We start from the raw sequence: 15,049 nt of genomic DNA, 5'->3' as shown, positions 1-15,049 counted from the left end.
TCTTGTTTCCATTTTTTGTTTCCATTTCTTGTTTCCCTTGCGAGGTTTCATGCAGGACTCCGTCCTTCCCGCCGACCTGCGTTTCTTTTCCGTGCTGGCCATGGCGGGCAGCCTCTCGGCGGCCGGGCGCGAGCTGGGGCTGACCACGGCGGCGGTCAGCAAGCACCTCACGCAGATGGAAGCGCGTGCCGGCGTGCCGCTGGTGAACCGCACCACGCGCCGCATGATGTTGACGCCCGAGGGCGAGCTCTATCTGGAACACGCGCGGCGCATCCTCGACCAGATCGATGAATTGTCCGAACTGCTGGGCAGCTCCAAGCGCCGCCCGGAAGGCCTGCTGCGGGTCAATGCCACGCTGGGCTTCGGGCGCAGCCATGTGGCCCCGGCGATTTCCAAATTCGTCACGCGCCATCCGCAGGTATCGGTGCAGTTGCAGTTGTCGGTGATGCCGCCGCCGCTGACCGAGGACAGCTTCGATGTCTGCATCCGCTTCGGCGAGCCGCCCGATACCCGGGTGGTAGCGCGGCGGCTGGCGCCCAATGCGCGGTTGCTGTGTGCGTCGCCTGACTATCTCAGGCGCAGGGGCATGCCGCAGACGCCGCATGACCTGTCCAAACATAATTGCGTGGGCATCCGCCAGGGCGATGAGGCTTATGGGGTGTGGAAGCTGTCCTCGGGCAGCGGTGCTTCGCGCAAGACCGAGACGGTCAAGATCCGCGGCAACCTCACCACCAATGATGGCGAGATCGCGGTGAAGTGGGCGCTGGATGGGCACGGCATTCTCATGCGCGCCGAGTGGGATATCCGCAGCTATCTGGAACAGGGGCGGCTGGTGCAGGTGCTGCCGGGCTGGCAGACGCCCAATGCGGATATCTTTGCGGTGTATTCGCAGCGCCAGCAGCTGTCGACGCGGGTGCGCAGCTTTGTGGATTTCATTGCGCGTGAGCTGGCCGAACCTTCGCCCAAAGCGCGGATTACTGTACTTGGTGCACGCAGCACCGGAGCGTCAAAGCAAAGAGGAAAGACCTAACGTAAGCGCGCCAAAGAAGGAATCAAGCAGCGAAGCCAGCTGCATTTGGCCCAGGTAGTCAGTCAAGCGGTTCACACTCATACCGGTCTCGCCTCCGCGAGCACCTGCGCCCGGAACTTCGGCGGCAGATCGCCAGGCGTCAACAGATCGACATGCAGGCCCAGCAAAGCTTCCAGCTCATCCTGCAGGCCGCCCAGATCGAACAGCGTGGCACCCGGCAGCGCGTCGACCAGCAGATCGATGTCGCTGCCCTCGCGGTCGGTGCCGTGCAGTACCGAACCGAACACGCGCGGATTGGCCGTGCGGAAGCGGCTTACCGCTTCGCGCACCGCGCTTCGCTTCATGTCAAGCACAACAGACGGCCGCATCGGGAATCCTTTCTTTTCAGAACTCGTTGAGATGATATGCAAGGAAGAATAGTGTCTCAAGCACTATTTCTGCATACGAAATACGCTGCCGAGAAGGCCCCGCTGTTGCGCCGGCTGGATTGTCCGTCTTCCATCCGCCCCCATGCCCGCGTTAAGATAGCCGCCAACCCCGTCCACCCGCCCAGCCACATCCTTCATGACGTCCAGCCAAGCGCCCGCCGATCTCGCCAGCCGCCGTACCGGCAAGCTGACCGATACCGTCTACGCCAGCCTGCGCGAAGATATCTACGCCTTCCGCCTGCTGCCCGGCGATCGCTTTGCCGAGAACGACGTGGCCGAGCGTCTCCAGGTATCGCGCACCCCCGTGCGCGAAGCGCTCATGCGCCTGCAAAGCGAAGGCCTGGTACGCGGCCACTTCCGCAATGGCTGGGAAGTGGTACCGATCGACCTGGCGCGCTTTGCCTCCCTCTATGAACTGCGCGAGATGCTGGAACTGCACGCCGTGCGCAAGCTCTGTTCGCCGCGTATGACCGCCTCGGTGCGCCAGCAACTGGTGGCCGAACAGGGCGCGATCTGGCAATGCGCCCCCAGCGACCGCCTGGCCGACGGTCTGGCCGTGGCGGCCCTGGATGAAGCCTTCCATTGCGCGCTGGTGCAGGCGGCCGGCAATCCCGAGGCCGATACCGTCTACCGCCAGCTGGCCAACCAGCTGCGCATCATGCGACGCCTGGACTTTGCCTACGGCGACTGCATCGCCGATACCTACGCCGAGCATCGCGCCATCCTCGAGGCCATCGCCCGCGGCGACGGCGACGATGCCAGCAGGCTGGTCGCCCGTCATATCGAAGACAGCCATACCGTGGTCGAACGCATCACCATCACCCGCCTGGAACAGGTGCGCGCCGCATCGGTGCAGGCTGCACCGGCACGTGGCACGCTGGCGGCACCAGCACCCACCCGGCGCAAGCGCTTTGGCTGAAAAAGTGAAGGTTTGTGCGTCATCTGCGGGTCGCAGACCGATTTTTCTCCCCCTGAAGAAGATTTGAACCATTTTCCCCGGTGCCGGATTTGCCCTCAGGCAAATGGCACGAAAGCTGCTTTTGTGAATACGGAATTTATGAATACATAAATTCGGCGAGCGCTACCCTGCCGGATCCGGCAAGGCTGGCCATCTCACTCTGGCTTTCTGTACAGGAGAAACGCATGACCACCCTCACCCAAACCGCCCCCGCGAGCACGCAGGGCTTGCTGCGCAACCGCTGGTTCCAGTTGTTGATCGGCCTGATCTGCATGATGGCCATCTCCAGTCCGCAATACGTGTGGACCTTGTTCACCAAGCCGCTCACGGCCAAGCTGGGCGTGCCGCTGTCGGAACTGCAGATCACCTTCTCCATGCTGATCGTGCTGCAAACCTTCTTCTCGCCCTTCCAGGGCAAGCTCATCGATCGCTTCGGCGCGCGTCGCCTGATCGCCATCGGCACCTTCATGTCGGGCCTGTCCTGGGTCCTGGCGGCGCAAGTCTCGAGCATCGGCATGTTCTATCTGGCCTATGGTCTGGTCGGCGGACTGGGCACGGGCATCGTCTATGTCGGCGTCGTCGGGCAGATGGTGCGCTGGTTCCCGGACCGCCGCGGCTTTGCCGTGGGCATGGTGGCGGCCGGCTACGGCATGGGCGCCATCCTGACCACCTTCCCGATTGCCGCCTCGCTGGCCAGCGCCGGTCTGGAAACCACGCTCTGGCAGTTCGGCCTGGTGTTTGCCGTCATTGGCGTGCTGGCGTCGCAGGCCCTGCGCTCGCCCGATGCCAGCCATGCCGCTGCCATGCCGGCCCCGGCGATTGCCGCCAGCAAGCTCGACCTGGCGCCGCGCCAGATGCTGCGTACGCCCCTGTTCTGGCTGATGTTCGTGATGATGACCATGATGTCGACCTCGGGACTGATGGTGACCTCGCAGATGGCCACCTTCGCCCGTGACTTCGGTGTGGCCAACGTGATGGTGTTCGGGCTGGCCGCGCTGCCGCTGGCGCTGACCATCGACCGCCTCACCAATGGACTCACGCGGCCCTTCTTCGGCTGGATCTCGGACCGCTATGGCCGCGAGAACACGATGTTCTTCGCCTTCGCACTGGAAGGCGTGGCCATGGCGCTGTGGCTGGCCACGCGCGACAATGCGGTGCTGTTCGTGCTGCTGTCTGGCATCGTCTTCTTCGGCTGGGGCGAGATCTTTTCCCTGTTCCCCTCGACCCTGACCGACACCTTCGGCACCCGCCACGCCACCGCCAACTATGGCTGGCTCTATATCTCGCAGGGTATCGGCTCGATCTTCGGCGGTCCGCTGGCCGCCATGATGCACGAGAAGACCGGCAGCTGGCATCCGGTCTTCGGCACCGCCATCACGCTCGACATCCTCACTGCCTGCCTGGCGCTGCTGGTGCTCAAACCCTGGCGCGCACGCTACCTGGCCAAGGCGGCTCAGTAAACCTCGGCTCCCGCACCACGTTCTCTTTTCTCCTTTCCCCGATGCCGGCCTTGCGCCGGCATCGTCGTTTTTGCAGCGCCCTCACCGCCATGCAGCATGGCCCCGGGCTGATGGCGTGCTTGTGCCGTATACTTGCAAACGTGTTGCAAAGCTGTTGCAAGCCTTTGCAAGCCTCCTGCAACTCCCCGCAGTTCAGCGGGTCTGACCCACCCGCGCCTCATCACAAGAACATCACCCGCTGCCTCATGGAAATCGTCTTCACCGTCTTGATCCTGCTGCTCGCCGTCGCCGTCTCGGGCGTAGTGGCACGCCTGGCGCCCTTCAAGCTGCCGCTGCCGCTGTTCCAGATTGCCCTGGGCGCGGTGCTGGCCATGCCCATGTTCGGCCTGCGCATCAGTTTCGATCCGGAACTGTTCCTGCTGCTGTTCATCCCTCCGCTGCTCTTTACCGATGGCTGGCGCATGCCCAAGCGCGAGTTCTTCCGCCTGGCCCGCCCGATTCTGGCGCTGGCGCTGGGTCTGGTGATGTTTACGGTGGTCGGGGTCGGTTACTTCATCCACTGGATGATCCCGGTCATCTCGCTGCCCTCGGCCTTTGCACTGGCTGCCGTGCTCTCGCCGACCGACGCGGTGGCGGTCTCCTCCATCGTCGGCAAGGGCCGTCTGCCGGCCTCGATGCAGCATGTGCTGGAGGGCGAGGCACTGATGAACGATGCGTCCGGTCTGGTGGCCTTCAAGTTTGCGATTGCCGCCGTCATCACCGGGACCTTCTCCCTGCTCGATGCCAGCATCTCCTTTGTGCTGATCGCCGCCGGCGGCATTGCGGTCGGGCTCATCGTGGCCTGGGGCTTCGGGCTGATCCGCCGCAAGATCATCGAATGGGCCGGTGACGAGCCGGGCATCCAGGTGGTGCTGCTGTTGCTCATTCCCTTCACGGCCTACATCTTTGCCGAACACTTCGGGCTGTCGGGCATTCTGGCTGCGGTGGCTGCGGGCATGCTCATGCCCTATCTGGAAACGGCCGGTGGCGAATCGGCGGCGACCCGGCTGCAGGGACGCAGCATCATGACCATGCTGGAATTCGTCTTCAACGGCATGTCCTTCCTGCTGCTGGGTCTGCAACTGCCGGGCATCGTCGGCCTGGCCCACGTGGATGCGCAGATGGCGGGCAATGTGCCGGTGTGGCACCTGTTCCTCTACATCCTGGCCATCACGGTGGCGCTCATCGTGCTGCGCTTCGTCTGGGTCTGGATCAACCTGCGCATGCGCCGTTTCGCCTCGGCCCTGCGCGGCCAGAGCGGGCGCAATCGCAAGTTCGACCTGCGACTCATCAGCATCACGGCGCTCTCCGGGGTGCGCGGGGCGATCACGCTGGCCGGTGTGATGTCGATTCCGCTGCTGCTGAAGGAACATACGCCCTTCCCGGCGCGCGACCTGCTGATCTTCCTGGCCACCGGCGTGATCCTGTGCTCGCTGCTGTTCGGCAGCTTCCTGCTACCCTGGATGTTGAAGGACCTGCAGCTCGACGCCGAGGTCAAGCGCCGTCGCGCCGAGGAAATGATGGCGCGCCTGCGCCTGTCGGAGGCGGCCGTGCGCACCATCGAGGAGGCGCAGGAACGCATCGGCGTCAATCTCGATGAATCGGACCTGGCCCTGTTGATGGAAGTCAGCGGCAGCCTACTGGCGACCTATCGCATGCGCATGAATGCGGAGAGCGATTCCGAAGAAACCCAGCGCGCCGCCAACCGCTTCAAGCAGTTCGAGCGTGAACTGCGACTGGAGGCGATCCGCGCCGAGCGGCTGGAAGTGCACTACCTGCGCGCTGAACAGCGCATCAATGACGAGACCTTCCTGATGCTGATCAACCAGATCGACATGGCCGAGACCTGGCTGCTGGGCTCGTTGAACGGACCGGGGCAGCAGCACTGACTTGTCGCGCGCAGTACCAACGACAAAGCCCGCAACACCCTGTCATCGGGCGTTGCGGGCTTTGTTGAATCCAGGTTAAGAATCCGGAATCAGCCAGTTCAGCTGGCCGACAAGGCAGAAATCAGGCCACCGAATTGACGGTCGTGCCGATGATCTCGCCGGTCGCATTGCGCGAAGCCTGCTCGCGGCGGTCGCGTTCCTGGCGGGCGCTTTCGGCCCGGGTTTCGTCGGCCTGGATTTCTTCCAGGCGGCGCTGTTCCGCCTTCAGGGCCGCCGCCGCTTCTTCGGCACGACGCACGGCCACCGGATCGTTGGCCTTGCCAGTGGTCGGGGCATTGCCATTGGGGTCGGAAACGACGCCGTTGACGGCAGAGGAAATATCCATGGCCATGATGCGCTCCCTTTGAAACGAAGACTAAGAAATGAACACTGTTGGCGACAGGATGTGCCATACAGTGATGTGAATGTCGACTATGTTACGCCCATTGACGCGCTCTGCCACGGGGAAAATCCTGAAATGGCAGGATTTTTATGCGGCCAGCACAACCGTGATTGCCTGCCTGGCAAGAAAATCCGCCGCACCGATATCGCCGTGGCAACTTCCTTGTCTCAGGGGCAAGGTGCTTCAGTGGCAATCCGGCACGTTCTGGTCGAGATAGACCTCGAAGGCCACATTGTTGACCCACTTCTTGATGGCATTGGCCCAGAACGCATCGTTCCATCTCGCCGCTGCCTGGCGCGCGACAGCCAGGTCGGCGGGATCGTTGCCGCGCACCTGCAGCACCAGCGCACGGCGACTGACCGGGGCCAGTTGGGCAGAGAATTTCTTCCATTCGGGCAGCTTCAGCATGGCCTTCATGAGCGTATCGTCATGCACGGCGGCATCGCACTGCCCGGTGCGCAGGGCCAGCAGTGCATCGGCCGGAGCCGGCATCACTTTCTCGATGGCGGCATAGCGCGCGCTGAGGGTGCCGACGTAGGGCGATCCGGCGGAGACGCAGACGGTGCGGCCCTTGAGGTCTTCCCATTTGCGGATGGTGGTGTCGGTGCGCATGATGGCCATGGCACCGGCGCTGTAGCCGGTCGACACCGTGATGAGGTCCGCCGCGCCGGTCTGTGCCGGGTCCACGCGGGTGAGCATCACGTCGGGACGCACGCCCTTCAATGCAGCGCGGTCTTGCGTATTGGGCTGAAGATCGGCCTTGCCTTTCCATTGCGTGGCGAGATCCTCGGCCAGCACGGTGGCAATGTTTTCCGGTGTACGGAATTTCATGCCGGCCTTGTAGAGCGGCGGCACGTGGTCCAGTCCGATACGCACGGTCTCGCTGCGGCGGGCGTCATCGAGCACGCCAGCCTGGGCGGCACCGATGAGCAGGCCGGTCGAGGCGAGCAGCATGAAGCGGTCAAGGGTGCGCATGGTCGGTCCCGGCTCAGACGTACTGGTACTTCAGCAGGCGATGCTTGAGGTTTTCCAGGATGAGCTGGTCGATGAGCGCAGCGAAAATGGCAATGGTGAGGATGTTGGCCATCACGCCGATCATGTCCGCCGTCTCGCCCGAGTAGGCTAGCGTGCGGCCCAGGCCCTTGCCGAAGCCCACCAGCATCTCGGCCGAGATCAGCGCGCGCCAGGCATTGCCGAAGGCCAGCTGGGCACCGGTGATGAGTTCGGGCATCACCGCCGGCAGGTACACCCGGCGCAACATGGACAAGCGCGAGGCGCCCATCACGCGGGCTGCCGAGACATGCACCTGCTGCACGCTCTCGGTGGCATTCATCACCGACAGCGCCGCCGGGAAGAAAGCGGCAATGGCCACCACCACCACGATGGGCAGGTTGCCGAAGCCCATCAGGATCAGCAGCAGCGGCACCCAGGCAATCGAGGGGATCGATTGCAGGATCACGATGGCCGACTTCAGGACTTCACGGAAGAAGAACAGCACCGCACCGACCAGACCGAAACCGATGCCCAGCACCAGGGCCGAGCCATAGCCCATGCCCAGGCGGTAGAGACTGCCGAACAGGGCCAGGCGGAAATTGTTTGACTGTACCTCTTCCCACAGCCGCGCGAGCACTGAAGGCACGCCCGGCATCAGGAAGGAGGGCAGCGACCAGGCCGCGATCTGCCACATCAAGAGGATGAAGACGATGGCCAGCACCATGGCCAGTTTCTTGCGGAGTCCGGTAACGCGACGCTGTGAGCTCATAAGGACAGGAAAGACAATGGCCGGACGGGTCCGGCCAGATTAAAAAACATCAGGACTACTTTGGCATGACATCCCGAACCGTTCGGGCTGGGTAGGCCCGAAAGGGCCGTATCGAAGACGCTCCGGCAATTACAGCTTGCGCGCGTTCTGCCACGACAGGTCGGTGATGGAGTTGACGTCAAAGGGCTTGCCATCACGCGTCTTGAGCGATCCTTGCGATTGCAGGATGTTGGCGATCTCCTGCATGCGGTCCTGGTCCTTCTTGCTGATCTTGGGGGTGAAGGTCTGGCTCTTGATGGCATCGCGGATCACGTCTTCGCGCAGCATCTCGCCGTGCTTCAGCGTCTTGATGGTCGGCTCGGCGATGAAATAGCCGGCAATCAACCTGGAGGCATCGGCAGGCTTCTTCTGCAGCAGAGTGATGGCGTCACGTTGCGCGTCCAGCGACTTCCAGACGGCATCGCGCTTCTTCTTCAGAGTCTCGCCGGAAGTGATGACGACCATGCAGGGGAAGGGCCAGACTTCACCGATCTCATAGATCTGCTTGACCGGCGCGATCAGTTGCGCGATGCGCGCCTGCGGCTCGAACAGGAAGGCCGCATCGACTCGCTTGCCCACCAGCGACTGCACCGCCACCTGGGGCGAGACGCCCATGACGTTGACGTCATCGGGCTTCACGCCCGCATCACGCAACACCACGCCCTTGAGCACGGTGTCGGCGGTACTGCCCTCGGCCTGCGAGGCCAGGGTCTTGCCCTTGAGGTCGGCCACCTTGTTGATGCCCGAATCCTCGCGCGCCACCAGAGCGTGATAGCCCAGCTGCGCACCACCGACCACCTTCAGGTCCGCGCCCTTGGAAGCCCAGGCCACGGCATTGGAAAAACCGAACACGCCGCTGTCGAGCTGGCCGCCGACAATGGCCTTGACCAGGTCGGTGCCGGACTTGAATTCGATCAGTTCCACATCCAGACCGTACTTCTTGTAGAGGCCGGCTTCATAGGCGGCCATGGCTTGCGCGTCGTCCATCACGCGCAGATAGCCGATCTTGAATTTCTCCAGGGCAAGGACGTTGCCGGAAAAAGCCAGGGCAGCGGCGGCGATGGCCGGTGCCAGGATGCGTGCGAGTTTCATACTCCAACCCCTTCAATGTTTTTTGCAAATTCGTCCTGCTCGGCATGGATGCCCAGCAGGCAAAGGATTTCGCGGCGGGTCGCCGCGAATTCGGACAGGTCGTGCGTCTTTTCGTGATGCACGAGATTGAATTCCTTCAAGACCTTGGCCGGGCGCGGGCTGAACACGAAGATACGGTCGGCCAGGAACAGTGCTTCATCCACATCGTGCGTCACCAGCACCACGGTCGGGCCTTGCTGGCGGATCAGGTCGCGCAGGGCATCCTGCAGGGTCATGCGGGTGAGCGCATCGAGAGCGCCAAAGGGTTCATCGAGCAACAGCGCCTTGGGCTGCGAGATGAAGGCGCGGGCCAGGGCCGCGCGCTGGCGCATGCCGCCCGAGACCTGATGCGGATAATAATTTTCGAAACCCTTGAGCTTGACGTTCTCCAGCCAGAGGCGGGCCTGGTCGGCGGCTTTCTTCTTGTCGACATTCTGGAATTCCAGTGCCAGCGCCACGTTCTGCAGCAGGGTCAGCCAAGGATAGAGGGCATTTTCCTGGAACATCAGGGTGCGCTCGGGATGCGGTCCGCGGATGGCCTGGCCGTCGGCCGACACGGTGCCGCTGCTGGCTTTTTCCAGGCCGGCGGCCATGTGCAGCAGGGTCGACTTGCCACAGCCGGAGGGGCCGACCAGCGCGACCAGCTCACCCGAGGCGATCTCGCGGGTGAATTCCTCGATCACGTGCAGGTCGCCGAAACGCTTGGCGACGTTGTTGAAAGATAGCTTCATGTGGTCCGCGGACGGGCCGCGCGTGGAATGGATGGAACGGAAGAGGCGCGCCGGTGCTGGCGCACGCGCCGGTCAGAAACTTCACAGGCTGCTCCAGCCTCCCCCATTAAGTCAGGCATGCACTGTACTGAGGTCGGCTATGCAAAACAACTACTTAAAAATCGTATGCTTATTCGTATTTCGAATAAGAACGGCGGGCAAAACGCATAAAGGCGTCAGCCCTTCGTCAGCCTTTGTTCCTGCCATCGGGCCAAGAGGCTCTGCACATCGGGATAACGCAGCCGCACACCCAGCTCCTCCTTGATGCGGACATTGTGGAGGCGGCGCGATTCCGACATGAAGGACAGCATCATCGGCGAGACGCTGCGTTCCAGCTCGCTGCGCGGCAGGCGCGGCGGGCGGGAAAGACCGGCGGCATCGGCCACGGCGTCGAAGTAGTCGCCCATCTTGAGGTCGGTATCGTCCACCGCGTGATAGACGCGATTGGGCGCGCCCAGGCGCATGGCGGCCAGGCAGATGCGGGCCAGGTCGTCGGCGTGGATGTGATTGGTATGCACGTCCTCCTGCGCCACCAGGGCCGGCAGGCCCTTGTGCAGGCGCTCCAGCGGCAGGCGGTCGGCGGCGTAGATGCCCGGCACGCGCAGGATGGAGAGCTTGCCGTGACGGCGCCGGGCCCAGGCTCGCAGGACCGTTTCGGCGTCCACCCGGCGCACGGCGCGGGCGTTCTGCGGACGCACGCGCCGGGTCTCGTCGAAACTTGCGCCAGCGCAATCTCCGTAGACACCGGTGGTGCTGACATAAACCAGGCGCGCGCCCTCGGGTAAAATGGCGGCCAAATTGCGAGTGCGGCGGTCGATGCGGCCCTCGGACTGCGGCGGCGCCAGATGCACGATGGTCGGTGCCAGGCGCGCCAGGCGGCCCAGCGTCAAGGGCGCGTCCAGGTCGGCCACGATGGGAATGGCCCCGGCCGCACGCAGTTCGGCGCGGCGCTCGGGGTTGCTGGTGACGGCCAGTACGCGGTAGCGCGGCAGCAGCAGCGGCAACAGCCGCAGGCCGACATCGCCGCAGCCCAGGATCAGTACGCGGGGCAGGCCCAGTTTTTTCACGGTGTTCAATCCAAATTTATCCAGAAGCAGAATTGTATGAGTTTCCAAGTCACAGTCCAGCCCAGCGGTCGCCAATTCTCCTGCGACGCCAGCGAATCCATCCTCACCGCCGCCATCCGCGCCGGTGTCGGCCTGCCCTACGGCTGCAAGAACGGCGCCTGCGGCTCCTGCAAGGGCAAGCTGGTGTCGGGCCAGGTCGAGCACGGCCCGCACCAGGTGCGCGCCCTCTCGGAGCACGAACAGCAGCTGGGCCATGCCCTGTTCTGCGTGGCCAAGCCGCACAGCGACGTCACCATCGAGGCGCGCGAAGTGGCCGGCGTGGGAGAGATCCCGGTGCGCAAGCTGCCGGTGCGTGTGGCCAAGCTGGACAAGGTGGCCGACGACGTCATCATCCTCTCGCTGCAACTGCCGGCCAATGACCGCCTGCAGTACAAGGCCGGCCAGTACGTGGAATTCCTGCTGCGCGACGGCAAGCGCCGCAGCTACAGCATGGCCAACGCCCCGCACAAGGATGAACACATGAGCCTGCACATCCGCCATCTGCCGGGCGGGCTGTTCACCGACCAGGTGTTCACCACGCTCAAGGAACGCGACATCCTGCGCATCGAAGGCCCGCTGGGGACCTTCTTCCTGCGCGAGGATTCCGACAAGCCCATCATCCTCTTGGCCTCCGGCACCGGCTTTGCGCCCATCAAGGCCATCGTCGAACAGCTGGAGCATGCCGGTTCCAAGCGTCCCGTCACCCTGTATTGGGGCGGCCGCCGTCCACAGGACCTGTACATGAACGCCCTGTGCCAGCAGTGGGAACAGGAGCTGCCCAACTTCAAGTACGTGCCGGTGGTCTCCAACGCCCAGGCCGAGGACAACTGGAGCGGCCGCACCGGCTTCGTCCACCGCGCCGTGATGGAAGACTTCCCCGACCTGTCGGGCCACCAGGTCTATGCCTGTGGCGCGCCGGTCGTGGTGGAATCGGCACAGCGCGATTTCAGCGCCCAGTGCGGCCTGCCGGAAGACGAGTTCTATGCCGATTCCTTCACTTCCGAAGCCGACCTGGCCAAGGCCGTGTCGGACAACCCGGCCGCCTGACGGAGCCACTGCGGGGGCCGGTGCTGTCATGCCGGCGTCACGCGCATTTGCGAAGATGCCGCGCAAGCCTGATGCCGCGCGGCCCGGCGAGATGCGATGAAATTGCAACGGTAGCCCGCCGCAAGCAGCCGCGGGCGAGTCCGGCGGGAAATTTCTTTTTGACGCTCTGCGCAAAAGGTCATAAACTGCACCGCATGATCGCCAACGCCACATTTTTACGACGCCGCAGCCAACCTGAGAAAGGTTTGCTGCTGCTGCGCGCGTGAAGTGAAACGAATCGCGAAGCCACAGGCAAACCCTGTGGCTTTTTTTTATTCGCCATTTGGGGTCTGTCGTGTGCCTGCTGCCCAGCGCCTAGTCATCGTGGGGGCAACGGTCTGCACCACCCTCCCAACCACCCTATTCTTGCAGGAGCCTATCGATGCAATACAGCCAGTCCGACGCCAACAAACTGATGTACGTCACCAACCGCCCCGAGCTGGTCTTCACCGAAGGCCATGGCATGTGGCTGACCGATCACAATGGCAAGCGCTATCTCGACTACCTGCAAGGCTGGGCAGTCAACACCCTGGGCCACGCGCCGCAATGTATCGCCGATGCCCTGGCCGCCCAGAGCAAGAAGCTGATCAACCCCTCGCCAGCCTTCTACAACGCGCCCTCCATCGAACTGGCCGACCTGCTGACGGCCAACTCGGTGTTCGACCGCGTGTTCTTCGCCAACAGCGGCGGCGAAGCCAATGAAGGCGCCATCAAGCTGGCCCGCAAGTGGGGCAAGAAGAACCCGGCCGCCGACGGCTCGGCGCGCTTCGAGATCATCACCTTCAAGCACAGCTTCCACGGCCGTACCCTGGCCACCATGTCGGCCAGCGGCAAGGACGGCTGGGACACCATGTTCGCCCCGCAGGTGCCGGGCTTCCCCAAGGCCATCCTGAACGACCTGGCCAGCGTCGAAGCGTTGATCGGCAGCCACACCGTGGCCGTGATGCTGGAGCCAGTGCAGGGCGAAGGCGGCGTCATCCCGGCGACCAAGGAATTCATGCAGGGTCTGCGCCGCCTGACCAAAGAAAAGAACCTGCTGCTCATCGTCGATGAAGTGCAAAGCGGCATGGGCCGTACCGGCCAGCTGTTCGCCTACCAGCACTCCGGCATCGAGCCGGACATCATGACCCTGGCCAAGGGCATCGGTGGCGGTGTGCCGCTGGCCGCCCTGCTGGCGCGTGAAGAAATCGCCTGCTTCGAAGCCGGCGAACAAGGCGGCACCTACAACGGCAACCCGCTCATGACTGCCGTGGGCGTGGCCGTGATCAAGGAATTGCTCAAGCCCGGCTTCATGGAATCGGTGCGCGAGCGCGGTCAGTACCTGCGCCAGCGTTCGCTGGAAATCTCCGAGAAGTATGGCTTCGAAGGCGAGCGTGGCGAAGGCCTGCTGCGCGCCCTGCAACTGGGTCGCGACATCGGCCCGCAGATCGTCGAAGCCGCACGCAACCTGGAACCGGTGGGCCTGCTGCTGAACTCGCCGCGTCCCAACCTGCTGCGCTTCATGCCGGCCCTGAACGTGACCAAGGAAGAGATCGACCAGATGTTCTCCATGCTGGAAGACGTCCTGGCCAAGATCGGGAAGTAAGCGATGACGGGGCGCGCAAGGATGGCATTGACGCACGGGGCCGCTGTGCCCTCGACCCGGTCGGCGCTGGCCGCAGTGTGTGCGGCACTGGTGCTGGCTGCCTGCGGCACGACGCCGACCGCGCCCCCCATCGCCCGGCTGCCCGGTGCCCCGCAATCGCAGGCACCGGCGCTGCCGGCCACCGACAATGGCAATGAGGTGGCCATCTATGCACTCTCGCTGATCGATACCGGCTACCGCTTCGGCGGCAAGAATCCCTCGGCCGGACTCGATTGCAGCGGCATGGTCAGCTACATCTTCGGCCAGGCCGCCAATTACCGCATCAGCGGCAGCGCCGCCGACATCGCCCGCCAGGGCCGCCAGATCGATCCCTCGCAACTGCGCGCGGGCGATCTGGTGTTTTTCAATACGCAGAACCGTCCCTTCTCGCACGTGGGCATCTACCTGGGCGATGGCCGCTTCGTACATGCGCCATCGACCAATGGCAAGGTGCACATCTCGCGCCTGGACAACCCGTATTTCTCGCGTCGCTTCGAAATGGCGCGCACCTACTTCAACTGAGCGTCTTGCGGGCGGACCGCTTGCGCGGCCCGTTCTCCTGCTGCTGGCGGTTGCCGTACTCGCGGATCAGATTGGCGCTGTAGCGCGTGAAGGCGATATCCATGTGCCGCCGCATGGCAGCACGCGCCTGCTCGGCATTGCGCTCGCGCAGGGCCTGCATGATCAGACCGTGTTCCTCGATGGCTTCCTGCCACACGCGGGTGCCGTCGAAGTGGCTGTGCAGGCGCTCGAACAGCGGCCCCAGGCGCGCATCGAAGAGCTGCGTCACCAGGCCGACCAGGACGCTGTTGCCGGTGGCCTCGGCCAGGCGGATATGGAACAGGCGGTCCGCCTCCAGCGGATCGATGCCGGCCTGGGCGTGGGAGATCATCAGGGCGTAGGCTTCCTCCACCGCCGCAATCTGCTGCTTGCTGCCATGCAGGACGGCGGCATAGGCCACTTCCCCTTCGATCATCTCACGCGCGCGGATCAGTTCCAGCGGCCCTTCCTCGCCGGACAGGTCGTGTCGCAACTCGCGCTGCATCGGTGGCGCACAGACGTAGATGCCCGAGCCCATGCGCACTTCGATGTAACCTTCCACCTCCAGCGCGATGAGCGCCTCGCGCAGCGAAGGCCGGCTCACGCCCAGCTGCAGCGCCAGGTCGCGCTCGGACGGCAGGCGCGAACCCACGGCGAATTCGCCCTCCACGATCAGCTTGCGCAACTGGTCGCTGATCTGCCGGTACAGCCGCTGCGGTTCGATCGCTTCGATGGGCATGATGAC

At 63.9% G+C, this 15,049-nt stretch carries 15 protein-coding genes; 7 read left to right on the top strand and 8 right to left on the bottom strand.

What is annotated here, in order from left to right:
• Positions 1-49 precede the first annotated feature (49 nt).
• Complete coding sequence (locus ACODSZ_RS14820; RefSeq protein ID WP_488927900.1) at positions 50-1,030, top strand: LysR family transcriptional regulator; 981 nt, start codon at positions 50-52, stop codon at positions 1,028-1,030.
• A gap of 77 nt (positions 1,031-1,107) precedes the next feature.
• Here ACODSZ_RS14820 and ACODSZ_RS14815 read toward each other — a convergent pair whose 3' ends face one another.
• Positions 1,108-1,398 carry a nucleotidyltransferase family protein gene (locus ACODSZ_RS14815; protein ID WP_121045125.1) on the bottom strand — a complete coding sequence of 97 codons (291 nt, stop codon included), beginning with the start codon at positions 1,396-1,398 and terminating at the stop codon, positions 1,108-1,110.
• A gap of 196 nt (positions 1,399-1,594) precedes the next feature.
• On the opposite strand from ACODSZ_RS14815, the gene ACODSZ_RS14810 reads away from it, so the two are divergent.
• From ACODSZ_RS14810 to ACODSZ_RS14800, 3 genes are all read left to right on the top strand, one after another.
• Positions 1,595-2,377: a GntR family transcriptional regulator gene (locus tag ACODSZ_RS14810; RefSeq protein WP_488927899.1), complete on the top strand. Its 783-nt coding sequence runs from the start codon at positions 1,595-1,597 to the stop codon at positions 2,375-2,377.
• A 224-nt stretch (positions 2,378-2,601) separates the two neighbouring features.
• Positions 2,602-3,876: an oxalate/formate MFS antiporter gene (gene oxlT / locus ACODSZ_RS14805; protein WP_008330943.1), complete on the top strand. Its 1,275-nt coding sequence runs from the start codon at positions 2,602-2,604 to the stop codon at positions 3,874-3,876.
• A gap of 245 nt (positions 3,877-4,121) precedes the next feature.
• Positions 4,122-5,804 (top strand): Na+/H+ antiporter, encoded by a 1,683-nt coding sequence (locus tag ACODSZ_RS14800; RefSeq protein WP_175343368.1) that lies wholly within the window; start codon positions 4,122-4,124, stop codon positions 5,802-5,804.
• A gap of 121 nt (positions 5,805-5,925) precedes the next feature.
• Here ACODSZ_RS14800 and ACODSZ_RS14795 read toward each other — a convergent pair whose 3' ends face one another.
• From ACODSZ_RS14795 to ACODSZ_RS14770, 6 genes are all read right to left on the bottom strand, one after another.
• Entirely contained in the window at positions 5,926-6,195 is a 270-nt protein-coding gene (locus ACODSZ_RS14795; protein ID WP_008330946.1) for a hypothetical protein, read from the bottom strand.
• A gap of 234 nt (positions 6,196-6,429) precedes the next feature.
• Complete coding sequence (locus tag ACODSZ_RS14790; protein ID WP_175343367.1) at positions 6,430-7,221, bottom strand: type 2 periplasmic-binding domain-containing protein; 792 nt, start codon at positions 7,219-7,221, stop codon at positions 6,430-6,432.
• Between the two features lie 13 nt (positions 7,222-7,234).
• The gene (locus ACODSZ_RS14785) at positions 7,235-8,008 is read right to left on the bottom strand and encodes an ABC transporter permease (protein ID WP_034350799.1); all 774 of its coding nucleotides are present in this window, start codon (positions 8,006-8,008) and stop codon (positions 7,235-7,237) included.
• Between the two features lie 129 nt (positions 8,009-8,137).
• Positions 8,138-9,139, bottom strand: coding sequence for an ABC transporter substrate-binding protein (locus ACODSZ_RS14780; RefSeq protein WP_008330950.1), 1,002 nt, complete (start codon positions 9,137-9,139; stop codon positions 8,138-8,140).
• A complete protein-coding gene (locus ACODSZ_RS14775) occupies positions 9,136-9,909 on the bottom strand; it encodes an ABC transporter ATP-binding protein (protein WP_488927898.1) in 774 nt (257 codons plus the stop codon). The genes ACODSZ_RS14780 and ACODSZ_RS14775 overlap by 4 nt, the downstream gene beginning before the upstream one ends.
• 215 nt (positions 9,910-10,124) lie before the next feature.
• Positions 10,125-11,015, bottom strand: coding sequence for an NAD-dependent epimerase/dehydratase family protein (locus ACODSZ_RS14770; RefSeq protein WP_488927947.1), 891 nt, complete (start codon positions 11,013-11,015; stop codon positions 10,125-10,127).
• Between the two features lie 36 nt (positions 11,016-11,051).
• Here ACODSZ_RS14770 and ACODSZ_RS14765 point away from each other — a divergent pair, with 36 nt between their 5' ends.
• From ACODSZ_RS14765 to ACODSZ_RS14755, 3 genes are all read left to right on the top strand, one after another.
• A complete protein-coding gene (locus ACODSZ_RS14765) occupies positions 11,052-12,101 on the top strand; it encodes a CDP-6-deoxy-delta-3,4-glucoseen reductase (RefSeq protein ID WP_488927897.1) in 1,050 nt (349 codons plus the stop codon).
• A gap of 421 nt (positions 12,102-12,522) precedes the next feature.
• Positions 12,523-13,725 carry an acetylornithine transaminase gene (locus ACODSZ_RS14760; protein WP_175343363.1) on the top strand — a complete coding sequence of 401 codons (1,203 nt, stop codon included), beginning with the start codon at positions 12,523-12,525 and terminating at the stop codon, positions 13,723-13,725.
• Between the two features lie 21 nt (positions 13,726-13,746).
• Complete coding sequence (locus ACODSZ_RS14755) at positions 13,747-14,286, top strand: C40 family peptidase (protein WP_175343362.1); 540 nt, start codon at positions 13,747-13,749, stop codon at positions 14,284-14,286.
• On the opposite strand, the gene ACODSZ_RS14750 is transcribed toward ACODSZ_RS14755, so the two are convergent.
• On the bottom strand, positions 14,279-15,043 hold the full coding sequence (locus tag ACODSZ_RS14750; protein ID WP_488927896.1) for a FadR/GntR family transcriptional regulator: 765 nt from the start codon (positions 15,041-15,043) through the stop codon (positions 14,279-14,281). The two genes, ACODSZ_RS14755 and ACODSZ_RS14750, sit on opposite strands and share 8 nt — an antisense overlap.
• Positions 15,044-15,049 lie beyond the last annotated feature (6 nt).

Source organism: Herbaspirillum sp. FG34 (genome assembly GCF_057809315.1).
This window is presented reverse-complemented; position numbering and strand designations above follow the sequence as displayed.